The organism is Flammeovirga sp. SJP92 (genome assembly GCF_001583495.1).
In the GTDB taxonomy this organism is placed as follows: domain Bacteria; phylum Bacteroidota; class Bacteroidia; order Cytophagales; family Flammeovirgaceae; genus Flammeovirga.
In genome coordinates this window covers 34,967-60,027 of record NZ_LQAQ01000015.1, presented here as the reverse complement: position 1 = coordinate 60,027, position 25,061 = coordinate 34,967, and the positions used below count along the sequence as shown (strand labels likewise).

The 25,061-nt window shown below is 35.1% G+C and carries 18 protein-coding genes; 10 read left to right on the top strand and 8 right to left on the bottom strand.

Annotation, left to right across the window (positions count from 1 at the left end; genetic code table 11):
- Nucleotides 1–12 precede the first annotated feature (12 nt).
- Nucleotides 13–702: a pseudouridine synthase gene (locus AVL50_RS01705; RefSeq protein ID WP_062614745.1), complete on the bottom strand. Its 690-nt coding sequence runs from the start codon at nucleotides 700–702 to the stop codon at nucleotides 13–15.
- 5 nt (nucleotides 703–707) lie between these two features.
- A complete protein-coding gene (locus AVL50_RS01700) occupies nucleotides 708–1,868 on the bottom strand; it encodes an acyl-CoA dehydrogenase family protein (RefSeq protein ID WP_062614744.1) in 1,161 nt (386 codons plus the stop codon).
- Between the two features lie 186 nt (nucleotides 1,869–2,054).
- Here AVL50_RS01700 and AVL50_RS01695 point away from each other — a divergent pair, with 186 nt between their 5' ends.
- Both AVL50_RS01695 and AVL50_RS01690 read left to right on the top strand, forming a co-directional pair.
- On the top strand, nucleotides 2,055–2,468 hold the full coding sequence (locus AVL50_RS01695) for a DUF3127 domain-containing protein (protein WP_062614743.1): 414 nt from the start codon (nucleotides 2,055–2,057) through the stop codon (nucleotides 2,466–2,468).
- A 428-nt stretch (nucleotides 2,469–2,896) separates the two neighbouring features.
- On the top strand, nucleotides 2,897–4,555 hold the full coding sequence (locus AVL50_RS01690) for an AarF/ABC1/UbiB kinase family protein (RefSeq protein ID WP_062614742.1): 1,659 nt from the start codon (nucleotides 2,897–2,899) through the stop codon (nucleotides 4,553–4,555).
- A gap of 36 nt (nucleotides 4,556–4,591) precedes the next feature.
- On the opposite strand, the gene AVL50_RS01685 is transcribed toward AVL50_RS01690, so the two are convergent.
- Nucleotides 4,592–5,488: a cation diffusion facilitator family transporter gene (locus AVL50_RS01685; protein ID WP_062614741.1), complete on the bottom strand. Its 897-nt coding sequence runs from the start codon at nucleotides 5,486–5,488 to the stop codon at nucleotides 4,592–4,594.
- A gap of 391 nt (nucleotides 5,489–5,879) precedes the next feature.
- On the opposite strand from AVL50_RS01685, the gene AVL50_RS01680 reads away from it, so the two are divergent.
- The 4 genes from AVL50_RS01680 (at nucleotide 5,880) to AVL50_RS01665 (ending at nucleotide 11,333) form a co-directional block, all read left to right on the top strand.
- Nucleotides 5,880–6,722 carry a formate/nitrite transporter family protein gene (locus AVL50_RS01680; RefSeq protein ID WP_063850507.1) on the top strand — a complete coding sequence of 281 codons (843 nt, stop codon included), beginning with the start codon at nucleotides 5,880–5,882 and terminating at the stop codon, nucleotides 6,720–6,722.
- Nucleotides 6,723–6,826: 104 nt separating this feature from the next.
- Nucleotides 6,827–9,094, top strand: coding sequence for a formate C-acetyltransferase (gene pflB / locus AVL50_RS01675; RefSeq protein ID WP_062614740.1), 2,268 nt, complete (start codon nucleotides 6,827–6,829; stop codon nucleotides 9,092–9,094).
- A gap of 316 nt (nucleotides 9,095–9,410) precedes the next feature.
- Nucleotides 9,411–10,463: an FUSC family protein gene (locus AVL50_RS01670; RefSeq protein ID WP_062614739.1), complete on the top strand. Its 1,053-nt coding sequence runs from the start codon at nucleotides 9,411–9,413 to the stop codon at nucleotides 10,461–10,463.
- A 243-nt stretch (nucleotides 10,464–10,706) separates the two neighbouring features.
- The gene (locus AVL50_RS01665) at nucleotides 10,707–11,333 is read left to right on the top strand and encodes an outer membrane beta-barrel protein (RefSeq protein WP_062614738.1); all 627 of its coding nucleotides are present in this window, start codon (nucleotides 10,707–10,709) and stop codon (nucleotides 11,331–11,333) included.
- A gap of 42 nt (nucleotides 11,334–11,375) precedes the next feature.
- On the opposite strand, the gene AVL50_RS01660 is transcribed toward AVL50_RS01665, so the two are convergent.
- Nucleotides 11,376–11,921, bottom strand: coding sequence for a 1-acyl-sn-glycerol-3-phosphate acyltransferase (locus AVL50_RS01660; protein WP_062614737.1), 546 nt, complete (start codon nucleotides 11,919–11,921; stop codon nucleotides 11,376–11,378).
- A gap of 193 nt (nucleotides 11,922–12,114) precedes the next feature.
- Here AVL50_RS01660 and AVL50_RS01655 point away from each other — a divergent pair, with 193 nt between their 5' ends.
- The 3 genes from AVL50_RS01655 to AVL50_RS01645 all read left to right on the top strand — a co-directional run bounded on the left by AVL50_RS01655 (nucleotide 12,115) and on the right by AVL50_RS01645 (nucleotide 16,278).
- Nucleotides 12,115–12,945 (top strand): phosphate ABC transporter substrate-binding protein, encoded by an 831-nt coding sequence (locus AVL50_RS01655; RefSeq protein ID WP_062614736.1) that lies wholly within the window; start codon nucleotides 12,115–12,117, stop codon nucleotides 12,943–12,945.
- A gap of 19 nt (nucleotides 12,946–12,964) precedes the next feature.
- Nucleotides 12,965–15,538, top strand: a complete 2,574-nt coding sequence (locus tag AVL50_RS01650) for a SpoIIE family protein phosphatase (protein WP_062614735.1) — start codon at nucleotides 12,965–12,967, stop codon at nucleotides 15,536–15,538.
- A gap of 212 nt (nucleotides 15,539–15,750) precedes the next feature.
- Nucleotides 15,751–16,278: a hypothetical protein gene (locus AVL50_RS01645; RefSeq protein WP_157491097.1), complete on the top strand. Its 528-nt coding sequence runs from the start codon at nucleotides 15,751–15,753 to the stop codon at nucleotides 16,276–16,278.
- An 838-nt stretch (nucleotides 16,279–17,116) separates the two neighbouring features.
- On the opposite strand, the gene AVL50_RS01640 is transcribed toward AVL50_RS01645, so the two are convergent.
- The 3 genes from AVL50_RS01640 to AVL50_RS01630 all read right to left on the bottom strand — a co-directional run bounded on the left by AVL50_RS01640 (nucleotide 17,117) and on the right by AVL50_RS01630 (nucleotide 21,887).
- On the bottom strand, nucleotides 17,117–18,676 hold the full coding sequence (locus tag AVL50_RS01640) for an arylsulfatase (protein ID WP_062614733.1): 1,560 nt from the start codon (nucleotides 18,674–18,676) through the stop codon (nucleotides 17,117–17,119).
- Between the two features lie 327 nt (nucleotides 18,677–19,003).
- Nucleotides 19,004–21,094 carry a T9SS type A sorting domain-containing protein gene (locus tag AVL50_RS01635; RefSeq protein ID WP_062614732.1) on the bottom strand — a complete coding sequence of 697 codons (2,091 nt, stop codon included), beginning with the start codon at nucleotides 21,092–21,094 and terminating at the stop codon, nucleotides 19,004–19,006.
- 496 nt (nucleotides 21,095–21,590) lie between these two features.
- Nucleotides 21,591–21,887 carry a GNAT family N-acetyltransferase gene (locus tag AVL50_RS01630; RefSeq protein ID WP_062614731.1) on the bottom strand — a complete coding sequence of 99 codons (297 nt, stop codon included), beginning with the start codon at nucleotides 21,885–21,887 and terminating at the stop codon, nucleotides 21,591–21,593.
- Between the two features lie 295 nt (nucleotides 21,888–22,182).
- Between AVL50_RS01630 and AVL50_RS01625 the strand changes: the two genes are divergently transcribed.
- Nucleotides 22,183–23,202: a bestrophin family protein gene (locus AVL50_RS01625; protein WP_062614730.1), complete on the top strand. Its 1,020-nt coding sequence runs from the start codon at nucleotides 22,183–22,185 to the stop codon at nucleotides 23,200–23,202.
- 271 nt (nucleotides 23,203–23,473) lie between these two features.
- On the opposite strand, the gene AVL50_RS01620 is transcribed toward AVL50_RS01625, so the two are convergent.
- The gene (locus AVL50_RS01620; RefSeq protein ID WP_062614729.1) at nucleotides 23,474–24,367 is read right to left on the bottom strand and encodes a DnaJ C-terminal domain-containing protein; all 894 of its coding nucleotides are present in this window, start codon (nucleotides 24,365–24,367) and stop codon (nucleotides 23,474–23,476) included.
- Nucleotides 24,368–25,061: the final 694 nt, after the last annotated feature.

The window sequence follows — 25,061 nt, the reverse complement described above, 5'->3', positions numbered from 1 at the left end:
AGAGGCCTTTTCTTATTTTTTTCTCCTCATTCCTCCAGTCCTCATTCTTGTTTTATAAGAACTGTTTTTTTGAAATGTTTTTTTCTTTGCAGGAGGAGTTAAATCTTCATTTTTTATTTTCAATAAAGGCAACAACTCACTTCTTTTTAATTCAATGATACCACCTATTGGAAGCTTTTCAATTCTGAGATTTTGAATACTGATTCTTTTTAATCTTAAAGTAGGAAAACCAACAGAAGCTGTCATTTTCCTTACTTGTCTGTTTTTTCCCTCATGAATGGTTAATTCAATAAAAGAGGTTGGGATATTCTTTCTGAAACGAACAGGAGGATCACGCTCTTCAAGGTTTTTAGGTTTTTCAACCTTTTTACATTGTGCTGGCAATGTTTTGTACTGTTGTTTGTTGACATTAATTTCAGTGCCTCTTTTTAATTTCTGAATCGCTTCTTCCGTAATATCTCCATCCACCTGAACTAAATAAGTTTTGTGATGTTCAAACTTAGGGTGAAGCAAACGGTGGTTGAGGGCTTTATCATTAGTGATGATCAATAGACCTTCACTGTCTAAGTCAAGTCGCCCCACTGGGTAAACATCAGAAGGGAAGTTCCCTAAAGATTTCAATGTTTTCCTTCCATCCTGATCAGAAAACTGTGGAAGTACCCCATAGGGTTTATTAATGATAAAGTACCTGTATTGTTGCATATAAATTATTTGAAACTTGGTATACCTGTTATTTCAGCTCCCAAAATTAATAAATGTATGTCATGTGTGCCTTCATAGGTGATCACAGATTCCAAATTCATCATATGTCGCATGATAGGATAATCACCTGTGATGCCCATTCCGCCCAAAATCTGTCTCGCTTCTCTTGCAATTTTTAATGCCATTTCCACATTATTACGTTTAGCCATAGAGATTTGTGCTGTGGTTGCTTTTCCGGCATTTTTGAGCTGTCCAAGCCTCAAAGCTAACAATTGTGCCTTTGTGATTTCTGTTAACATCTCCGAAAGCTTTTTCTGTGTCAATTGAAAACCACCAATCGGCTGATCAAATTGTATTCTTTCCAAAGAATAATTCTTAGCTGTTTCATAACAATCAATGGCCGCACCGATAGCTCCCCAAGCAATACCGTAACGTGCATTATCCAAACATTTTAAAGGAGCTCCCAAGCCATCTTTTAAAGGTAAAATGTTTTCCTTAGGAATGATCACGTTGTCAAAAACGAGTTCTCCTGTTATACTTGCTCTCAATGACCACTTGTTATGAATTTCAGGAGCAGTAAACCCTTTCATCCCTTTTTCTACGATCACACCTTTTACTCTTCCTTCCTCATTTTTAGCCCAAACCACAGCAATATCAGCAACAGGAGAGTTGGTAATCCACATTTTGGCACCATTTAAAATATAATGATCCCCTTCCTTTTTTAAAGTGGTTTCCATACCAGAAGGGTTAGAACCATGATTAGGCTCCGTTAATCCAAAACAGCCTAAATATTCACCCGTGGCAAGTTTGGGTAAAAATTTATTTTTCTGTGCTTCAGAACCAAACTCATAAATAGGAAACATTACTAATGAGCTTTGAACAGAAGCCATAGAGCGAAGACCAGAATCCCCTTTCTCCACCTCCTGCATGATAAGGCCATAAGAAATGTAATCCATTCCACCACCACCATATTCTACAGGAATGGCAGGGCCGAAGAGTCCCATTTCTCCAAATTGTGATACAAGGTGCTGTGGAAATTCAGCTTTTTGAGCGTATTCCTCTATAATAGGTTTAACATTTTTCTGAATGAAGTCTGATGTTGAATTTTGAACAAGAACTTGATCTTCAGATAGCAAGTCCTCAATAGCATAAAAGTCAGTGTTCATGATGTGTTTATGGTTAGATTCTTTCTAGATAATCTAAAGTTACATTATCAAAATCTTATTAAAAGTATAAGGACTCAGATTATTTAGAAAATGTAAGGAATATTTGAAGGAATTGTATAAAAAAGTAAATAACCTTTCGTAGCTTCGTGTTTTATTGGAAACAAGAATAAAGAAAAATTTATAAATATGGCATTTGAAGTAGTAGGCAAGATCGAAAAGATCATGGATACAGCACAAGTGACAGCCACTTTCAAGAAAAGAGATTTCGTTCTTTTGATTCAGGAAGGAAGCTACCCACAATACATTAAGTTCCAAGCAACACAAGACCGTTGTAATTTATTGGATAGCTATAATGAGGGTGATGATATTGCTGTTACATTTGATTTAAAAGGTAGACCTTTTGACAAAGGTGGTGAAACAATTTATTTCACAAACCTTGAAGCATGGAGAATTAACCCAGCATCTCAGGCTCAACCTGCTGCTGCACCACAACAGCAACAACCTACTTACGGTTCACCTGCTCCAGCACAAACAAACACACCTCCACCTCCGCCACCACCAGTAGGAGGAGATGATATTGATGGTGATTTGCCATTCTAGTAAATACATTTTATATCAATGTATTTCAGAGCTACTTCTTATTAATAAGGAGTAGCTTTTTTTGTGCTCTAGATAGGAGGTTTCACTCCATAAAAAAGACGTTTCAGTAAAATAACGTCTATTATGTGTTGGTAAACACCGTTAGATAATACACGAGGATAAAGATTTCAAATAGACAGTTTTTAACATATTAACTACAGAGGTAATAAAGAATTATGTAGTATATAAACTCAGATTAACAATTGATATAACTTATCAATAAGCATTTATTTAGTTTTCATGAACGAATCAATAGGATTTTCTTATTGATTCGTTTTTTATATGCCCTTTTCACAAAATCAATGAATTCTCTAAGAAATAACTTAACTTCATAAAAGGAGTTCAAAAGTCAGATCTTTTTATTTTGCACATCAATTAAAAATGTATAAATGCAAACGAAAACAACCTATTCCAATCGATATATAGAAATTGTACAAGTCATGGTGAAGTATGGTTTTCAGAGTTGGTTGGTCAATTCCAGTATTTCCCATCTTATACCCAATAAGATTTTAGATAAACATCTTGAAATATCAAGAGAACCTATTGAAGTGAGATTTCGATTGGCAATAGAAGAACTGGGACCGACTTTTATTAAGCTGGGACAAATGTTGAGCAACCGTGCAGACTTGCTTCCTATAGAATATATTAAAGAACTCAAAAAGTTGCAAGATGAAGTAAAAGAGGATGATTCTTTTGAAGTTGAAGAGGTGATCAAAGAGGAGTTGGGAGAAGACGAGTTGGCAACTTTTACTAAGATAAATGATAAACCATTAGGAATAGCATCTATCGGTCAAACTTATGCTGTAGAAAGAGATAACAAACCCTTAGTATTAAAAGTAAGAAAACCCTCTGCTAGTGCAACAGTCAGTGAAGACCTGAGAATTATCCGCTCTATTTTGAGAATTGTTACTCGGTCAAGTAAGAATATTGCGAAAATGGATCCCCTTCGTCTATTTGACGAGTTTGAGATTACTTTAAAAAATGAATTAAACTATTCTATAGAGAAAAGAAATCAAGAACAGTTCTATACTTACTTTAAACATTCTAAGACAACCACTGCACCCAAGGTAATCAAAGAACTATGCACGAACAAAATCTTGTGTATGGAGTTTGCCAATGGTAAAAAGATGAATGATTTCATCATGACTGCCACCGAACAGCAAAAAGAGGTGATCAGTAGAAACTTAGTGAAATCATTTTTTCAGCAGATTATTGAATATGGTTTCTATCATGCGGACCCCCACCCAGGAAATATTTTCATAACAAAAGATCTAAAACTATGTTTTATTGACTTTGGTATTGTGGGGCATTTATTAAAAGAAGATACCACAGTAATTGGTGAGTTCTTAGAGGCATTTCTTTCTAAAAATACAGATAGGGTGATTCATTCCATCAAAAGAATAGCTCTAACACATGAGATTACGAAGGAGAATAGAAAAAACCTTCAATACCAATTACATGATCTGTTTCAGTTTTTGGATCAAGATGTCAGCACCATTCCATGGGCAAGTTTTACGGAGAAAGTGATGACAATTATGTTTGGCTATAATATCAAACTTCCTAATTATTTTGTCACTTTAGCTAAAGCCTTGGCACTTGTGCTAGGCACTGCATTGGAAATTAATCCCAAAATGAATCTTCTAAAGGAGATCAAGCCATTTATATTAAAATATCAAATGCACTTTCTCACTTCCAAAGGGCAAAGAGAATTGTTGCTTGATTTGGTGTATGGAATTCGAGACTTTAAAAACTTTCCGGCTGATATAAAAGAAATCATCGCTCTCATTAAAAAAGGGAAGATTGATGTGATGATTACTTTGGAAGAAACCCAACCCATATTGGATTCATTTAGAAATGGAATTAATAAATTGACCATCGGTATTATTATCGGTTGCTTATTAATAGCATCATCATCAATGGCAGTAGCTGAGAATGCCACTTTCATTAATAAATTTGCAATTGCAGGTTACGTGATCGCCGGTATTTTAGGTTTAGCATTGACCATTGATGTATTCAAAGACTTATTTAGAAATAAACCAAGGAAATAACATAAATAGGTATCAACACTAATTACCACCTATCATTTATCCTTCAAGGCATTCTTCTTCCAAACGCTCAATCTCTATGGTAATATGTTTGATCTTATCTTTCTTGATAATTTCTCTCACCTCTTTCTTTATTTCAGCACATCGGCACATATCTGTAGAATTCTCCACTACTAAATGAAGGCTCATGATGTTAAATTCCCCATCCAATGACCATAAATGAAGGTCATGAGCATCTTCAACATTACTGATTTTCTTCAAATCATCGATGATTTCCTCTTGGTTGATATTATGGGGTGCAGCCTGAAGGAAAATAGGGAGAATGCCAATCAGGTTTTTAATGGCATTATATAATATAAAAGAGGCGATGCCGAGTGATAGTAGAGGGTCAATAATAGGAAGGTCATAGAAATTCATCACCAAAGCACCAATCAATACAGCAACCCATCCCATTGTGTCTTCCATCAAGTGAAGCATCATAACTCTTTGATTGGCTGAGTTTTTATTTCCAAACAACTTGAAAACGGCCATGCCATTGACCGCTACACCAATAAAAGCCATCAAAAGCATTCCTTCAGAATGGACTTCTTCAGGTTGAATTAAACGGGGAATTGTATTAACTATAATAAGGATGGAACCTGAAGTCAGAACAATGATATTAATAATAGCTGATAATGTGGAATAACGTCTATAGCCATAAGTATAAGTGGTGTTTTCTTTTTTATTAGAATATTTCTCAAAGAAATAACCCGCACCAATTGCTATAGTGTCACCTAAATCATGTACAGCATCAGAAAGTATGGCAATGGAATTGGTATAAAATCCTCCAATGAATTCAAAAATTGTGAAGGCCAGATTAAGAAAAAATGCCCAGCCGATATTTTTTGTAGAATCATGATGTTGGCCATGAGAGTGATGGTGGTGTTGATGTCCCATATGCTATAGAAGTGGTTAAAAAAGTTAGAATAGAGTAGTTTAAAAGTCCCAATTTTTTAATGGTTTAACCAATTTACAAAATAAATTTAAATCAAATGACGTATATATATGTTCGTTTGCAGGAAAGCGAATTTTCGCGTTTTGATTCTTTACGCTAAGTGAGAAAATTCATTTCTTTTTTTTGATTTACATGTAAAAAGTACAATAAAAAAAGGGCCTTTTTTTGAAAGTTTTTTGCATACAAGTGTTAATTAACTATGTGTAAAATAGCTATTTACGTATAATCATATGTCATCACGAAATTTTAGTGATGACGATCACTGAAATAGATTTCTACTACTTTCATATTTGTATCATCACAAAGAGATAATCTTATAAACTTTCATATTGTATGGGATATTCATCGCCAAAAGAGATTTTAAGTAATATTAGAGGAGGGGCACTTCAGAAAGGAAATATGTCCATTCAACAATTGTTGGTCTTCGGATTTTTAGGAGGCGCGTATGTAGCCTTCGGATTCTTATTAGCCATAATTGTTGGAGGAGGATCACCTGGAATTGCAGCTGAAAACCCTGGTATCACAAAGTTTCTGATGGGTGCAGTTTTCCCAGTAGGACTAGTTTTAGTAATTATTGCAGGAGCAGAATTATTCACATCAAGTACTGCAATGATGACCGTTTCAGTTTTCTCAAAAGATCAATCTTGGGGGAAACTAGGAAAAGTTTGGGGCTTTGGTTACTTAGGTAACTTTATAGGATCTCTTTTTGTGGCTTACTTCATCACAACATTAACAGGAGTGGTTGACGCAGAGGTCTTCCATAACTCATTAATCGGTGTGGCAGAACATAAAGTGGGTAATCCTTTTTATAAGACTTTCTTTAAAGCAGTAGGGGCCAACTGGCTAGTATGTTTGGCCGCTTGGCAAGCATATGCTGCAAAAGATGTGATGGGTAAAGTAATCGGAATCTGGTTCCCGGTAATGACTTTCGTAACATTTGGTTTCGAACACTGTATTGCCAATATGTATGTGATTCCGGCGGCGATGTTTAATGGTGCTGACATTACTTGGTCAGATTTTATCATCACCAACTTAATTCCTGCAACGTTAGGAAACATCGTAGGAGGAGCCTTCTTTGTAGGGACAATTTACTGGTGGATGTTTGTGAAGCCAGACATGGAAAAAGAAAATTCACAGCTTAAAAAAGATTTGAAGGACAGCAAAGTTGCTAGCTAGAGAATTTAAGTTGATTTAATTAATAAAACTAAACATAGACATCTGAACGTTAAAAATACCGTTTAGTGTAAATGTAGATTGTAAAGAAAAACCAAAAGAATAGAATGGAAAACGCTGTATTAAACTCTCAATTAAAAGGAACAAAGTGGCAAAACGAAATCAACGTTTATGACTTTGTAGTAAATAACGTTACACCTTATTATGGAGACGCTTCTTTCTTAGCGGAAGCAACTGAGGCAACTAAAAAGCTTTGGGATATCTGCTTAGCAGGTATGAAAGAAGAAAGAGAAAATAATGGTTGCCGTGACATCGACACGGATACAATCTCTACTGTAACTTCTCATAAAGCAGGTTACATCAACCAAGAATTAGAAACAATCGTTGGTTTACAGACTGATGAGCTTTTAAAGCGTGCTATGAAGCCTTTCGGTGGATATAGAGTTGTTAAAAACGCTGTAGAAGAAAAAGGTAAAACGGTTAACCCAGCTGTAGAAAACGTATTTAACTATGCAAAAGATCACAACAACCAAGTGTTCTCAGCATATGATAAAGAAATCAGAACTTACCGTTCATTAGGTGTTTTAACTGGTCTTCCTGATAACTATGCACGTGGTCGTGTAATTGGTGACTACCGTCGTTTAGCACTTTACGGTACAGATCAATTAATCGCAGCAAAACAAAAAGATTTTGCTAACATTGAGGAAGGTTTAAGCGAAGGTTCAGGAGCGGACATCGCTATGAACATCCAATTACGTGAAGAGATTACTTCTCAAATCTCTGCATTGAAAGACATCGCTGAGATGGCTGCAATGTACGGTTTAGATGTAACTCGTCCTGCTGAAACTGCAAAAGAAGCTGTACAAGCTGTATACTTTGCATACTTAGCGGCTGTAAAAGAGCAAGATGGTGCTGCAATGTCATTAGGTAACGTATCTTCTTTCTTAGATATCTATATCCAAAGAGACTTAGAAGCAGGTACTATCAATGAAGTTGAAGCTCAAGAATATATCGACCACTTCGTAATGAAATTACGTATGGTTCGTCACTTACGTCCAGGTGCTTATGACGAGATCTTCGGTGGTGACCCAACTTGGGTAACTGAAGCAATCGGTGGTCAATTCCACGACGGTCGTACTAAAGTGACTAAGACTTCATTCAGATTCTTACAAACACTTTATAACTTAGGAGCATCTCCAGAGCCAAACTTAACTGTACTTTGGTCAAAAGATCTTCCTGAAGGTTTCAAAGATTTCTGTTCTCAAGTATCAATTGATACTTCATCTATCCAATACGAAAATGACGATTTAATGCGTCCTAACCGTGGATCAGATGACTATGGTATCGCTTGTTGTGTATCTTACCAAGAAATCGGTAAAAGAATCCAATTCTTCGGTGCACGTACAAACTTACCAAAAGCATTATTGATGGCAATCAACGCTGGTCATGACGAAAACAAAAACGTATTGACAGTGAATGGTATCGATTCAATGGCTAACGATGAGTACTTGGATTACGACAAAGTAATGACGCAATTCAAGAAAACAATGAAAGAAGTTGCTCGTGTTTATGTGAAGACTATGAACATCATTCACTACATGCACGACAAGCACTACTACGAAAAAGCACAATTCGCATTCTTGGACACTGATCCAGGTATCGATATGGCTTACGGTGCTGCTGGTATCTCTATCATTGCTGACTCATTATCTGCAATCAAGAATGCTAAAGTGAAGCCAGTTCGTGATGAGAACGGTTTAGCTGTTGACTTCGAAATCGAAGGTGATTACCCTAAATATGGTAACGACATCGACGAAGTAGATAACATCGCTAAAGAAATCTCTCATATCTTCTTCACTGAGTTAGCGAAGCACAAAACGTACCGTAACGCTGTACCTACAATGTCATTATTGACAATTACTTCAAACGTAATGTACGGTAAGAAAACTGGTGCTACTCCTGACGGTCGTAAGGCTGGTGAGCCATTCGCTCCAGGTGCTAACCCAATGCACGGTCGTGATACAAACGGTGCTGTTGCTTCATTGAACTCTGTTGCAAAATTAGACTACAATGATGCTCAAGACGGTATCTCAAATACATTCTCAATCGTTCCTAAGTCATTAGGTTCTGATAGAGGTACTCAAGTGAAAAACCTTGTAACTATGATGGATGGTTACTTCGCTGAAGAAGGCGGTATGGCTCACCACTTAAACGTAAACGTATTGAATAGAGATACTTTAATGGATGCTTACGAAAATCCTGAGAACTATCCACAGTTAACAATCCGTGTATCTGGATACGCTGTGAACTTCATCAGATTATCAAGAGCGCACCAATTAGAGGTGATTCAAAGAACATTCCACGAGTCTATGTAATATTGACTAGGAATTAGAGATAATAAGAGGCTACTTCGAAAGAGGTAGCCTTTTTTATGCTTTTTGGCTATGTATAGAGTTTAAAGCAAGTAGTATTATACAGACTAGCGCAAGTGTTCAGCGAAGCGTCACTTGTGTTTGCAATTGTTGTTATAAGTCTGAAGACTTATAGCTGTAGTAACATTATTTGGTACTAAAAGTCAACAGACTTTTTCATATATAGGTCCAAGTCACGCTTTCAGCTTAAGACTTGAACCAGTTTTAGTTTTATGAGAATGCATTGTATATTAAATAGTAAGAAATGTTATAATAGAGTATGAACAAGAAGATCGAAACATATATCTATCAAAATGTAGAAAGAGTACACCTGATCAGGACCATGGTTTTGGTGGGGTTAAGTTTCATTCTTGTCAATCTATTGGAAATCCCCCATGGCTCATGGGTGAGTATTACGGTGGTTGTATTAATAGGACCGGTGCCAGAGTTTGGAGGAATTATTCACCGTATTTTACAAAGAATATTAGGAACGGTGACAGGAGCTTTATTAGGAGTAGCTACCTTGATATTATTTCAAAATAATGTGATGATTCAAACCGTGATTATCCTTGTTTCTATACCATTGTTTGGATTAGTTGTTTTCAAAAAATATCCCTATGCTTATTTGATAGGAGTGATGACACTTGTAATTCTTCTAGGAGTCAATGAGAGCGAAGGCTTGGATACAGCTTTGTGGAGGTCAGGAAACATTATCTTTGGAGGGATTATTACATTGGTCTTCTCTTTAATATTTCCAATTCGTGGTGTTAGAGAACTAAAATTTGAAATGTCTCATGCTCTATCTTTGATTAATAAAGAATACAAGAGCGTAGTAGAGGGAGATCTGGTAGAAGAATCCTATCTTTTAGAAATCAGTGATATTATTGCATCTATTCGTAAACAACGGAAAATAATTGTTCATGTAAAAAAGGAGAGTAGCTATTACAAAAACAAGTCAAAAGAACTAGAAGAAACAATGGTGATTCTCAGAAGGATGTCTGGAATAATTGAGTTATTAAATACGTCTACTTTCGCTTCTGAAATAGGTAATCAGTATATCTCTCAGCTTTATTCCATCAAGGAAAAGCATGAAATTTTTACATCGCGTATTGATATGATGATTGAACAGTTGTCAAATAATTCTTTCGATACACCAGAAAAGATCAACCTAAGATTAACTTCGTCAAGAGAGGAGTTGGCCTCGTTGAATGATAAATATACAGATGATCATACACCGCTGAGCCCTTATAGTTATGTTTGGCTGAATTATCAGTTTGGACTTCAAGTTTTTTTAATGGAGGATAAAGTGAATGAACTTTTTAATAGAGCTTAACCTTGCTGGTGCATTGTAAACTATAATCTTTAATACCTCTATAAGTGACTTTTATGCAAGTTATATCCATATTTTCTGCCTTTTAATCACAGAACGCTGTTTAGAATTTATCTAAATAATAACATAATTTAACTAATTGTAATTGTCATACATTCAATTTTGCATGTCGTATGAATAAGTGAACTAAAACTCAACTATACCTATTGTATAGTAACTTTCTCAATTTTTTAACTCTTCAATACAATGTGCAAACTTAAATTATTTATTTTTTCATTGATTATTCTTTCATCAACAAGCCTAAAGGCACAAGAAAAAAAGCTAACTCTTGGACTTGGTTTTGAAAACAACCTCACTTATAGTAATGTAAATGAATATAAGATAAGTGGCGGAGGGGCCGGAATTTTTGTCAATAGTTTTTACCATATCAATCCCAAAACTGCAGTAGGTGTAGAAGCTTATCTCAATCTCAATTATATAGGGACAGATGGTGAAGAATCTGATTTTATTTTATCATCAGAAATAACAAGTTATTCATTAAGAGGTAAGTATTATTTAGGCAATAGAAAATTAAAGCCTTTTTTAGGGTTGGGAGCTGGTTATTATAGAATTAATGCTAAAGCAGTCTCTCCATTAGTCCTTGTTCCTTTCTTTGGTTTACTTAGTTCCGATGAGCTTGTTGCAGAATTTCCAACTGTAAATGCTTTTGGAGTATCTCCAGAATTAGGATTAAGTATTGGAATATTTCAGTTTTCAACGGTGTATCACTTCATTCCAAATGTGAAATTAGCAGAAGAGATAGCTGTTATGAATTATAATCAGCTTGTATTTAAATTCTGTTTTAATATCGGGATTTTGAAAGATAAGGAATAAAATAGTTTATAATCCGAAGATGAAAACATCTAGAGCTAGATTTTAAACAAAAATTCCTTTCTCTGGATGTTTCCCTTTAAACTGACTTAAATACGTCTTAATTTTGAGAGTATCTTTCTCAATGTCGCCTGACGGAATTATAGATTCTCCAAATACTACTCTTTTGGTTTTGAAACACATACCTACCATATAAATTGGAACATTTGCTCCTAATGCGATTCTATAAAATCCAGTTTTCCAATTATCATTATAAGACCTTGTCCCTTCAGGGGTTACAGCCATGATTAACTCTTCTCTGTTATTGAATTCCGTTATGACTTGGTCAACTAATCGTGTATTTTTTGTTCTAACGACAGGAATTGCTCCTTGTCTCTTTAAAAAACGTCCTAGAAGACCTTTACAAAGAGTACTTTTAATAAAGAACTTCGCTTTAATACCAACAATATCACGTGCGGGAACACCCACCATAAAGTCCCAGAAACTGGTATGTGGGCCTACAACGACCACCATTTTTTTTACATTTTCAGGGAAAACTCCTTCTACCTTCCAACCGGCCATTTTAAATAGCCAAATCCAAATTGTTCTCATTATGTTAACATTAGAAAAGTGCTAAACTATCACTAAATATTGATAATATCAGTTTAAAAGAGGATTTATTAACGATTTTATATTACTATTAAGTGTATATGTATCACTTAATAGATCAAGATAATGTAAAGATTAAGACTTATTCTTGTAACATTAGATTTCGACTTTTGTGATACAATAAAATGCTGAAACAATGAAGAATCTATCTCAAAAATTCATAACAGTAATACTTTTTTATACTTGCATATTTACTACTAAGACAAACGCACAAACAAACACATTAAGAGGACAAGGAAGTGATACAATGCTCCCTGTCGTTGAAGCTTTAGTTGATACTTACTCATCTTCTGCATCCATAGATGTACAAGGAGGAGGAAGCTCATTGGGTTTCAGAGGGTTGTCTGACTATGCTGTTCAATTTGCACTATCATCAAGAAAAGTAAAATCTGGCGAAAAAGAAAAAATTGAAGATCAATATGATCGTTTAATGGAGAAAGTAATAGCTTTTGATGCTTTATCCATCATTACGCATCCATCTAATCCAGTTAAAAAACTATCAGTTCAAACTATTGCTAAAATTTTCAAAGGCGAAATTACTAATTGGAGTGAAATAGGAGGAGAAGATATTCCAATTTTAGTGGTGACGAGAGATGAAAACTCTGGTAGTTTTGGCTTTTTTAAATCAGAAGTAATGAGAAGTGCCCCATTGCGTGAAGGGAGCGTAGAAGTACAATCTAATTCTGCCGTAGTTGAAAAAGTGAGTAAGGAAGAAGGTGCAATTGGCTACTGCGGTATTGCCTACGTTGATGAAATAGTACAGCCGGTATCTGTAAGCGTTAATAACAAGGATTATATCTATCCTTCGTTTAGAAATGCACTTCAAAAAATCTATCCTTTATCAAGACCACTTTATTTGTACTACAGAGACTCTGAAAAGAATACAGTACTGCGTTTTGTGAAGTTTGCATTGTCAGATAAAGGACAGCAAGTAGTTGCTCATAAAGGATATATTCCAGCATTCTAAATTTCGAACTACTACAATCATGAAATTAACTCCTCAAAAAAGACAAGCAAAAAGTATTAAAACAAGGCTTGTTTGGTCATTTGCTACAAACTTACTGATAATCAGTGTTGTGTTTTTTGTGTATGCTTACATTAGAAATACAACAACCAATGCTGAGAACGTTGTAATTGATCTTGCAACTGTTTCAAATAAGGTCCAAAAAATTAAAGCAGGACAGCAATCTTTTTTACTATCTGAAACGATCAACCCTACTTTCTATGAGACCAAAAAGAACAAATACATAGAAAAGAACAAACAGTTAATTTCAGAAATCAACGAACAGATTGACAAGTTTTATGTCAATGAATATGTAAAGAGAGCCAATGTGATTGTACCTCTTCGTAATCTTGAAAAGTCCATCTCATTATATCATACTACTCTAGATTCATTAGTAGCTGTACAATTAAAACGTGGTTTTAAAAGCTATGGAGTAGAAGGTGACATGAGACGTTCAGTGTACAGTGTCATGAACTCTGGATATGATCTTGATCAAGTGAAGATTTTATCATTGAGAAGACATGAGAAGGATTATATTTTGAGAAAAGACAAAGCTTATGCAAAAAAGCTTTCTACAGTCATTGAGGCACTCAAAGTAGATATTGATAAAACTGTTTCTGATAAATATGGAAGGGTTTATCTTAAAGGAGCTTTGGATAATTATGAACAGTACTTTCAAAAGCTCGTCAATCTAGATGCTGAGTTGGGTTATTTTGGTCATTCTGGAATAAAAGACAATTTGAATGTTTCTTTAAATATTATTGAAAAAGACATTCAGAACATTTCAGAGGTAGTCAAAGAATATGAAAGATATTGGCAGAGTATCAATATCATAATCCTTTTTGTATCAGCTTTTAGTATCATTTTAGTTAATGCTCTATTGTTATATTATTTATTGAATCGTTTAGGTAAACCAATCAATGAGTTATCTAAATCTATTCATAAAATAGTGGAAGATAAGTTTCAAGGGAAAATTTATACAATCAATACCAAAGATGAAATTGGAGCACTCTCAAGAGACTTTAATTATGTTTTAGAAAAGATGAATGACAGGAGCGAGGAAATTCTAAAACAGAAAGAAGAACTTGCCACTACGTATGAGAAAATTGATACAATTAGACAGATTGGTAACAAGATTAGTAACCATACCTCAGTTAGTGAAATTATAGAAGAATTCAACCGTGCATTAAGTAATGTGTTGGACTTTTCGCTCTTTATGGTGGGGATTGTTCATGAGGATGAAATGCACTATCAAGGGTATGATAAGGAAGGGAAATATTATGAATTAAAACGATCTCTTTTGGATAATACTCACTTGGGAGTGACATGTTATAATTCTCAGGAAGCTATAATCTGCGAAGACTTTTTAGGAGGAGCAAGTAATCCTTATAAACACTTGTTGCCTGTGATTACACACAAAAAGGCCGCTTCTCTGATCTACTTGCCACTGACCACACCTACAGGTAAAATAGGTGTTTTAGCCATTCACAATGACAGACCGAATGCCTACTCCGATGTAGAAATTAATATGCTTGGAAGTATTGTTGTGTACGCTGTGAGTGCATTGCAGACGGCTATCAACTATGAGGATATGGAGACGCAAGTGTTGAAGAAAACACAGCAGATCAACAGGCATAGAGATGAGTTAATGAGCAGTAATTTACTATTGCAGGGTACTTTAGAAGAATTAGAGAAGAAAAACTCTCAGCAGACGAGCAGTATTCAGTATGCGAAGAGAATTCAGCAGGCTCTTTTACCTAATATCTCATTAATTCGTTCTCAGTTCGAAGATGCTTTCGTATTCTATAGGCCAAAAGATATTGTAAGTGGTGATTTCTATTGGCTGGAAAGCAAAGGAGATTATACATATCTGGCAGTGGCCGATTGTACTGGACATGGTGTTCCTGGTGCTTTTATGTCGATTTTGGGTAGAGAAATATTATCTAATCTGATCAATTCAAAAGAACATCTTACACCTGCACAGTTATTAGATGAATTGAATGTGAGGATTAGAGTAGTGCTACAACAGGAGAGAATGAATAATAAAGATGGCATGGATATCGGTATTTGTGTGATCAACAAGAAAAAGCGAGAACTGACTTATGCAGGTGCTCATCATCCTCTTTATTTAGTAAAGAAAGATGCTATCGGAAATAGAGAAATTGAGGTGGTTGCCGGAGAAAGACAATCTATTGGCGGTCATGTTTTCAAAAAGAAACAATATCAGTCATTCACTAATCATATGATTCGTTTGGATGATCCTAATGCACAGCTTGATGCCGTTTACATGTGTACAGACGGTTATCAGGATCAGTTTGGAGGAGAGAAAGGACAGAAGTTCTATAAGAAAAATATGAGAAAACTTTTCCTTGATGTAGCTCAGAAGCCAATGTTTGAGCAAAAATCCATCATTGCAATGACAATCAATGAGTGGATGCAAGCATCTGAAAAGCAAACAGATGATATTTTAGTGATTGGCTTCAAACTTCCTCCAGTACATTTTGTTGGGAAAACATTGGAAGACAAGAGTGTTGAAGATATGCTAGGGTTAATGTAAAATTAGACCTTATTAGAATAGAAGCCCGCAACAATCGTTGCGGGCTTTTTAAATATAAAGACATATTACTTTTCTTAATGAAATGTCCGTATTGCCCTATTCTAAGAGTGTGATGATTTTTTATCACTGTTTTTTATTTATTATGATACAATTAACATAATAGTTTTCATCGAATTGTTTACTTTGTTTTAAGTTTAACAATGAAACCTATTATGAAAATTAAACTGACAAATTTCAGATATGTACTGCTATTAATATCTGGATTATTGATTTCGACTTTTAGTTTAGCTCAAGAAAAAAAACAGCAAAGCACTAATTCAAAAAGTGGAGGTTCCTATTCAGGAAATCACGCATGGTTTTTAAATACTGGATTTGGGTTTAGTAACCATGGTGTGCCATTTTATATTGGTGGAGAGTACAATGGCTTTCATCCTGATATTTCGGTAGGAGGTGTTTTCTCTTATCATAATCGTTGGGATAACCACAAAGACCGTTCAGCATGGACATTATCTGCTATTGGTAATTATCATTTTAACCGCTTATTAAATTTATCTTCGGAGTGGGATTTATATGCAGGAGCCAATGTTGGTTTTTATGGATATAGTCATTCTTCTACTGGTTTTGGTGGTGGTATTCAAGTGGGTGGCCGTTGGTTTATAACAGATCTAATAGGGCTGAATCTTCAATTTGGAGGAGGAACAGTTTCTGGGGGACAGTTTGGTGTAACGTTCAGATTATAGTTAAGACCAACTCACAAAGCATTTAGAATAAAAATAAAAAGCGAATCCATAAAGGGTTCGCTTTTTTGTATCAGTCTAAACTTATTTACATTGTAAACTAAGTTTTCGTTATTTATAGTGTTTGGAAATCAGGAGATTTCTAATGATCTGTAAGGCACGAATGACGCTAACGCTTAACATTCGTGCCAGTGGGTTTTCTATCTAACTCGTTTGGTAGTACTCCCCCCTGGCATTGAAGGGAAAAGCGTTAAGAATTTCATGCATTGAGCCGTTAAAAAATGATTTTCTTGTTTGAGCAAAGCGAGTTTAAAATCATTTAGGCGAGTGGAATGAAATTTAGCTTTTGACTTCTAAGCCTAGATTTTTTGCTTCGTTTTTCATCAATGGAAAAATGAAGAAGAAGGACGCTTGGAAGTAGGACATAAAAGCCTGCAGAATAATTGATTGAAAGTTTGCGGTAAACTAAGTTTTCGTTATTTATAGTATTTAGAAATCAGGAGATTTCTGATGATCTGAAGGACACGAATGATGCTAACGCTTAACATTCGCGCCATTGAGCTTTCTACCATTATAGTTTGGCAGTACTCCCTTTGGTCTTGAAAGTAGAACCTTCAAAGCTTGTAGAAATGTTGAGTGAAAGTTGACGATAATTTAGTTTACAGCGTATTCAATAGAACCAATATTAATACGTTTTTTAGCGTTATACTCACAAAAAATAAATTAGAATTAACTATGATTTATTTTTGACTTAGTACTTAATGCGTTTTCTTCAATATAAAAACCCTCTCACAAAATCAATTGTAAGAGGGTAAGGTATATAGGCTAATTCAGAATAGCGCTAGTTGTGTGCCGCCTTTGTCGCTTCAGTTTGTTGCATGATCATCTCAATGATTTGATCCACAGAGAATGACGCTGCTTTTTGTTTTGGAGGGTATTTCACTAATGTATTCATGAAAGCTCCCACTTTATCTTGTGCCATGTATAAGTACGGTACGTGATCAAAATACCAATCCCAATACGCATTTGAATCAATATCTGCTCTTTCATATGGATCACGACGTAAGTTGAAGATTTTTGGTAATCTTAGTGGAACGAAAGGTTCTGACCAAACGGCCATTTGATGTGCTCTTTGCTCCATAAATACTACTTTCCAATCGTCCATACGGATGGCTGTCAATTGTGCGTCATCATTGAAGTACAAGAATTCATGACGAGGTGATTCTTCTTTACCCGCTAAGTGGTCTACTAAATCGTAACCGTCTAAGTGAGCTTTGAACTCTTTACCATTGGCTTTTACGCCACCTTTTAATAAATCTTCTTTGATTGTTTCATTACCTGCATAGTGTAAAATTGTAGGCACCCAGTCTAAGTGAGAAACCATACCGTTTGAAACTTGACCTGCAGGAATATGACCTGGATATTTCACGAAACATGGTACACGGTAAGCACCTTCCCAGTTTGTGTTTTTCTCACCACGGAAAGGAGTCACCGCAGCATCAGGCCATGAATTATAGTGAGGACCGTTGTCCGTTGAGTACATTACGAAAGTATTTTCCTCTATACCTAACTCCTCAATGAAATCCAGCATTTGACCAATTACCTGATCATGAGAAACCATTGCGTCAGCATAAATACCTTGACCGTTGGATAAACCTTTTTCGTCTTCATTAATATGCGTTCTGAAGTGCATACGTGTAGTGTTGAACCATACAAAGAAAGGCTTCTCAGCTTCTACTTGAGATTTGATAAACGTTTGAGCAACGCCCATTACTTCGTTGTCAATTGTTTCCATTCTTTTCTTGGTCAATGGACCTGTATCAGAAACACGGCCATCGGCATAAGAGTGAATGACACCTCTTGGTCCAAATTTTTTCTTGAAGGCTGGATCTTTAGGATAGTCAGGTAATTCTGGTTCTTCTTCTGCATTTAAGTGGTATAAGTTACCAAAAAACTCATCAAAACCGTGATTTGTTGGAAGGTCAACATCTCTATCGCCAAAGTGGTTTTTACCAAATTGACCTGTTGCATAACCTTGTGCTTTCATCAACTCCGCAAGGGTAGGAGTATCATCTGTAAGCCCTTTTTCCGCACCCGGCAGACCTACTTTAGTCATACCTGTACGAATTCCTGATTGTCCTGTGATAAATGATGAACGTCCTGCTGTACATGATTGTTCTGCCATATAATCCGTGAACGCGATACCTTCTTCACCGATTCTGTCGATGTTTGGTGTCTTGTAACCCATCATACCTCTGTTCCAGTACGAAAGGTTGTACATCCCGATATCATCACCCCAAAGGATTAAGAAGTTTGGCTTTTCTAGTGCTTTTTTGGCAAAAGCATTCGATCCTGTTAAGCCGAATAAAACGGCTAACGTTGTTAGTAATATATGTTTCATATCAATTTATAGTTGTTACTGTAATAACACTCTTAAATGTCAATAGAGTTGAGTACTTTGTTATTACATTCCAAATATACGTTGTTGGATATTGAACAAGTTTAGTGTTTTAGGAAATGGTAAGATAACGAAAGTAAAACATTGTTTTATTTAACTTAAATTTAGATTAAAGATATTTTTTAGAGTGTTGATATGACTTTTTTCCTATGTAATAGAACATTTTAAGAGAACCAATTAAGTTTGTGTTGAAACAAAAAATAAAAAAGACTACTAAAATAGTAGTCTTTTTACACTCAACTGAAAAACTAACTTTTAATGATCTTGCGATTAATTTCTAACAATAAATCTCTTCACATCTTTACTTCCTTTGGCAGTTGTAATGCTTAAGAAGTAAACGCCATCCAATAAATTGGCAATATTAATATCTTCTAAATGGTGTGTATCAATTTCTTTTACCATCATTCCATAAGCGTTGTAGATAAATGCTGATGTAATTTCTACTTCTGTGCTTGAAACGATCTTTGTGTGAATCATTCCTTGCGCTGGAATAGGGTATATGTTTAAATCTTGAATAGTAATTTCATTGGTTTGCATTTGGATGATTTCAGAGTACTCATAAGCACCATCAAAATCTACTTGTCTCAATCTGTACCACTTATAATTTGGAGCTTCTTGTATTGATACATCAAATACGTACTCAATTGAAACATTTGAATTTCCATTTCCATCAACTTGTCCTAAGATATCAAAAGTACGTCCATCTCTAGAACCTTGTACTTCAAAGTGACTATTGTTGATTTCTGAAGCCGTTTCCCAGTACAGTGAAACAGTTCCGTCTGTATTTTTTTCTCCTTCAAAGTAAGTCAATTCTACAGGCAAGTCATGGTTGTTTGAACCTCCCAATGTAAATGGAGAGAAACTTGTTGCTAAACCTGACATCAAAGTGCCTTCGTCATCACCGACAGTATGTTGCGATTGGTTTCCTTGATCTTCCCAAACTGACCCATTAAAGTGCATTACTTGTGCATCTAAAATATGAGCATTCTGCAAACCGCTATTTGTGTTGTAAGTAAGGACAACCGCTGCGCCGGCAGATCCAGAAATTCTGTCTACATTCCAGTACTCAAATTCACTTACTAAATCAACCGTAGATGAAGCATCAATATTTCTAAAACTAGGGTGTTTTGTATTGATATACTCTACTCTGAATGTTGTTTTTGTATTTGCTGTTGGAATAGCGATTCCAGCTTCTCTCAACGTGCCATTTTTTCCAACAGGGAACATCAAGAAAAAGTCATTTCCAGAAATTCCTAATGCTGTTTTAGTAGCAGTATTAAAGTCGATTTCTTTTGCTAAAGGACCTTCGATATACGAATTACTTAAGCCACCAGAAGCATGACCTGACCATGAATACACTGCATTGGTTACAAACGAAAACTCATCAAGGGTTAGAATATTGGTTTCAGAGGTAATTAATTTCCCATTTGTAAGTGTTAAAGCAGCTAAGTTATAAGATGAGTTCACAACGTCAACTTTGTATCCCAGCGTAACCCCTACAGTTGATGAAGTATTCATGGTGACAGATCTTACTCTGTTGTTGGTAGGCGCTAACGTCACAGTACCAGATGATGATCCTGCAAACGAAAGGTCTACCGTTGGATTGCCATTTGAAGTCAAATCGGCAAAAATAGTCACATTTTCATTGATGGTATTAGCTATAACTAAGTCGTTCCCTTCAGTATATATATTAACGTCAGAAGAAGAAAGGTCAGCTGTAATAGCCGTATTTCCATTAAGGATAACCGAATTAATATTGGTTCCTACTCCTTCTAAAGTGCCTTGTGCAACAATTTTAGGGTTGTTCCCTGGTAAACTATTGATTTGAGATAATGTAATAAGGTTATTAGATGCGCCACTTGTATTTAAAGTAACGTTGTCTTCTACTGTAATACTTCCTGTCCAATTCAATCCACTGTAATTCCCTGTACCTGTAGATGGTACTGAAAATTCTGCCCCTTCTTCAAGAACAATATCTTGAACATTAACATATAAACGACCTCCTGAGTGATTATCAGCATTAAAATTTCCGGTTCCTGAGACAATTACAGTACCAAAATGAGTAGTGGTTCTATAAGCAGTATTATTAAGCGTGCCATCTAAAAATAAAGTATCAATCACTACATCAGGATCAAAAAGGTTATTGCCAAGGTAAACACTTTTTCCTGATTGTATTCTAATGTTATAATTTCCATTCCATGACGGTAGAGAATTTCCATCTTCATCAACAAAGTCTGATAAATCTCCTCTAGTTCCTATATAAACGTAACCAGATACGTCATCTGAGATCGAGTAAGTTGTGGCGTTAATATTGATTTTTACAATTAAAATTAGGAGTAACAAGAATAATATCTTTTTCATTTTTTCAGTGAGTAATGGTGTAAATTAGGTTTGGTCTCTCTAACGGTTTAACTTTTATTTAGGATATATTTTAGTTAAAGCAGGTGCGTTAGATTTTATAGGTAATGTGATTATTTTCAGATAGTTGAAATGAAGTTTGATTGCATTATTTGAATGTAAATTGATGTATTTGTATTTAAATATTGTACCTATCTAATAATTTCAGTTTTATATAAATTTATTTTAGATGTAATGAATTTGCATTTTATTGCAACTAATTGATGCAAAATGACTTAAATAATCGAAATCTTATTATTGTACTTTCTTTTGGAGGGGTGAAATTTTAAGAGTTTGTCGCAAATGTAGTCTTGTTCAGAAATGTGAACTTTTAGTTTTGGAGTGGAAATGTATTGTTTGCTGGATAAATTGACTTTTTTATAAAATCAGTCAAAAAAAAGAAGAGAACTTACTCTCTTCCTCTGCTCCAATTGTTGAAGCTTATGATAAATGATATGTCTTATTCAATATTTACAAGGTCAGATAAAATGGATTTCCATTCAGTATGCTTTTTTATGTAGGCGGCCACAAAAGGGCAAAGTGGAAAAAGTTTGTACTCTGTATTTTCCTTTATATCTGTCAAAACACTCTTTATTAGTTTTGAGCCAATACCTTGCCCGCCTAATGAAGAGGGGACTTCAGTATGTGTCAAATAAATATTACCCCTCGCCAGCATATAATCGACATGGGCAATTTCTCCATTGATATTAAATTCATATCGTTTCTTCTCTTCATTATTAATCAGCTGATATTCCATAGGTTTTTAGGTTGATGGTGTTTATTATATAAGTTACTACTTTTATTCTGATGCAGTCATAAGAAAGTTAAGAATCTCATTATTAATGATGGATGCTTGAAAGGTAGAACATAGACAACTTGTACTTTCTATATAAATAAGTCAATTGAAAATGGATTATAATTTAGTTTACAATGTATTTTGAATTTGCCTCATTTTTTTTGAAAGCTATGAAATATTCGAAGTACATTTTGCCTAACAACAGGTTTTCCTTAATTTAACTTCCTGAAAACAGTAACCAAACGCTACAAAACAAATGTACATTAACAGAAACATAAACTTCAAAGTCTTTCTTCACAAAGCATTCAAACCAATTTTCTTTCTAGCGTCATACGCGGCTTTTATCGTTGTCCTTTATGAGTACTTTAATATGACCTGGATCAAATTGCCATGGTCTATTCTATCTATTGTGGGTACTGCAGTCGCTTTTTATGTAGGTTTTAAAAACAACTCAGCTTATGCACGAACTTGGGAAGCCCGTAAAATATGGGGTGCCATTATCAATAGCAGTAGAAGTTGGGGAATTTTAGCAAGAGATTATACCTCCAATCTTTTTATAAATGGAGAAAAGTTAAGCGAGCAGGAATTATATGAAATCCATAAGGATTTAATCTTAAGGCATATTGGCTGGACGTATAGATTGCGTAGACAATTATGGAAACCTCAGCCTTGGGAACATTCTCACAAACTTTCTAATGAAATGAGAAAAGAATTGGGAGATACTTTTGCATCTTTATCAGAGGAAGATGAGCTAAAACTATTCATCAAGGATCAAGAGGTGGAAGAGTTGCTTGAAAAGAAAAATATCTGTACGCAGATCATCAGTAATCAATCCCAAAAATTATTAGAACTAAGAGAGAAAGGCTTAATTGATGATTTCAGACATGTTGAACTAGAAAAGTTGCTGAAGGATTTTTATACACAGCAAGGCAAATGTGAGCGTATCAAAAACTTCCCCTTGCCACGTCAATATGCTAACACATCATTTGTGTTGACAATTCTAATTGTTATTTTATTACCTTTTGGTATGGTTTCTCAGTTCAATGCCATGGGAGAGGGCTTAGTCTGGTTGACTATTCCGTTTACTACAATCGTTGGTGGAATTTATTTTATTATGGAATTTGTGGGTGATTTTGCAGAAAATCCTTTTGAAGGGCTAGCATTTGATACACCGATGACAAGCCTTTGTAATACTATTGAGATTGATTTAAAAGAGATGCTTGGGCAAGAAGAATTGCCAGAGAAAGTGAAGCCTCACGGGCATGTTTTAATGTAAAATATAATAATAAAGGCGTTTGAAACATGAAGTTCAAACGCCTTTATTTCTTTAACGCAAAAGACTAAACTTTGTCTTTCTTTAACGTGATAAGAGCATAAGCAATTGCACCTACTAATGGAGGTACCATGAAGCCCATTGCTGCATATTCCAAATACGCTGTTGCTATCATTGTCGTTGGAGTTAAGAGAATGTAATTCGGTTTTTAACGCCACAATTATAAACAATTGTACGTCTTAATCCAACAAAAGAACTGATTTTAGTCATTCTTTTATTCTGATAATTCTCTCACTTTTTCGATCAGTTCTTTTTGTTCATCCGAAAGTGAAGTTGGAACTTTCACATTATAAGTGATATACAAATCACCAAAGACTTCATCCTGCTTGTATTTAGGGAAACCTTTACCTCTCAGTTTTACCGTTGTACCGTTTTGTGTTCCCTCTTTGACTTTCAATTTCACTTTACTGTCAAAGGTGTCTATTGTAATGTCACCTCCCAACAACGCAGTATATAAATCGATATCCACTGTTTTGAAAAGATCATTTAGTTTACGGTCAAAATCAGTGCTGTTCGTGATTTTAAAAGCAATCAATAAATCGCCGTTCTGACCACCATTGATACCTGCTTTACCATGGCCCGGAATCTTAATTACCTGACCATCTGCTATACCTGCAGGCACTGTAACTCTGATATTTTTATTATTGATCTTGTAAGTACGCTTTTCAGTCTTGTAAATATCACGGATATCCAAAGTGACATTGACCTTGTAGTCTCCTCCTTTTTTAGGTCTTTGAGAGAAACCTCCACCACCAAACATAGAGTTGAAGAAATCCGAGAAGTCGCCGCCTCCTTGGCCACCTCCACCGAAGCCGCCAAATCCGCCACCGCCAAAACCACCGAATCCTCCGCCTCCGAAGCCTTGTGATTCAAACTGATCTGCGTGTTCCCAGTCTTTTCCGTACTTATCGTATTTCTTTCTATTCTCCTCGTCACCTAAAACCTCATTTGCTTCATTGATTTCCTGAAACTTCTTTTTGGCCACTTCATCATCAGGATTTTTATCTGGATGATATTGACGAGCTAATTTTCTATATGCTTTTTTAATTTCGCTTTGAGAGGCATTTTTATCTACCCCAAGTACTTTATAATAATCTATATATTCCATTGTTAATTCTTTCTGATCGTTTCTAATTTGACATTTATATAAAGGGTGTTTGTAACTATAGAATGTAATATTACCTTATTGACCCTTTATTGGACCACGAATATAAAGTTATAGTGAGCATTTTTACTAAAAATTTATGGAGAAAGTTTTAATTCATATAGCTTTTAACTGTAACTCTAAACGCACCAATAACTAAGGTACAATTTATCCTACTTAATATAATACGTAAGAATGATATTATGTTTAATAGAAGTTGTGAAATATTTACAAAATAAGTAATCTGTAAACTAAATTATCGTCAACTTTCGCTCAACATTTCTACAAGCTTTGAAGGTTCTACTTTCAAGCTTCCTTCTTCTTCATTTTTCCATGGATGAAAAACGAAGTAAAAAATCTAGGCTTCGAAGTCAAAAGCTAAATTTCATTCCACTAGCCTAAATGATTTTAAACTCGCTTTGCTCAAACAAGAAAATCATTTTTAACGGCTCAATTCATGAAATTCTTAACGCTTTTCCCTTCAATGCCAGGGGGAGTACTATCAAACTATAATGGTAGAAAGCTCAATGGCGCGAATGTTAAGCGTTAGTGTCATTCGTGTCCTTCAGATCATCAGAAATCTCCTGATTTCTTAACACTATCAATAACGAAAACATAGTTTACAATGTGTTGAAAGTTTTTTGAAGGCAGTAATCGC

Bases quoted from the DNA above. Each gene is read 5' to 3' on its own strand.
- pflB (WP_062614740.1), top strand. From the start codon at position 6,827: ATGGAAAACGCTGTATTAAACTCTCAATTAAAAGGAACAAAGTGGCAA.
- AVL50_RS01680 (WP_063850507.1), top strand. From the start codon at position 5,880: ATGGGATATTCATCGCCAAAAGAGATTTTAAGTAATATTAGAGGAGGG.
- AVL50_RS01705 (WP_062614745.1), bottom strand. From the start codon at position 702: ATGCAACAATACAGGTACTTTATCATTAATAAACCCTATGGGGTACTT.
- AVL50_RS01685 (WP_062614741.1), bottom strand. From the start codon at position 5,488: ATGGGACATCAACACCACCATCACTCTCATGGCCAACATCATGATTCT.
- AVL50_RS01695 (WP_062614743.1), top strand. From the start codon at position 2,055: ATGGCATTTGAAGTAGTAGGCAAGATCGAAAAGATCATGGATACAGCA.
- AVL50_RS01635 (WP_062614732.1), bottom strand. From the start codon at position 21,094: ATGAAAAAGATATTATTCTTGTTACTCCTAATTTTAATTGTAAAAATC.
- AVL50_RS01700 (WP_062614744.1), bottom strand. From the start codon at position 1,868: ATGAACACTGACTTTTATGCTATTGAGGACTTGCTATCTGAAGATCAA.
- AVL50_RS01625 (WP_062614730.1), top strand. From the start codon at position 22,183: ATGTACATTAACAGAAACATAAACTTCAAAGTCTTTCTTCACAAAGCA.
- AVL50_RS01640 (WP_062614733.1), bottom strand. From the start codon at position 18,676: ATGAAACATATATTACTAACAACGTTAGCCGTTTTATTCGGCTTAACA.
- AVL50_RS01690 (WP_062614742.1), top strand. From the start codon at position 2,897: ATGCAAACGAAAACAACCTATTCCAATCGATATATAGAAATTGTACAA.
- AVL50_RS01670 (WP_062614739.1), top strand. From the start codon at position 9,411: ATGAACAAGAAGATCGAAACATATATCTATCAAAATGTAGAAAGAGTA.
- AVL50_RS01645 (WP_157491097.1), top strand. From the start codon at position 15,751: ATGAAAATTAAACTGACAAATTTCAGATATGTACTGCTATTAATATCT.
- AVL50_RS01655 (WP_062614736.1), top strand. From the start codon at position 12,115: ATGAAGAATCTATCTCAAAAATTCATAACAGTAATACTTTTTTATACT.
- AVL50_RS01650 (WP_062614735.1), top strand. From the start codon at position 12,965: ATGAAATTAACTCCTCAAAAAAGACAAGCAAAAAGTATTAAAACAAGG.
- AVL50_RS01620 (WP_062614729.1), bottom strand. From the start codon at position 24,367: ATGGAATATATAGATTATTATAAAGTACTTGGGGTAGATAAAAATGCC.
- AVL50_RS01665 (WP_062614738.1), top strand. From the start codon at position 10,707: ATGTGCAAACTTAAATTATTTATTTTTTCATTGATTATTCTTTCATCA.
- AVL50_RS01660 (WP_062614737.1), bottom strand. From the start codon at position 11,921: ATGAGAACAATTTGGATTTGGCTATTTAAAATGGCCGGTTGGAAGGTA.
- AVL50_RS01630 (WP_062614731.1), bottom strand. From the start codon at position 21,887: ATGGAATATCAGCTGATTAATAATGAAGAGAAGAAACGATATGAATTT.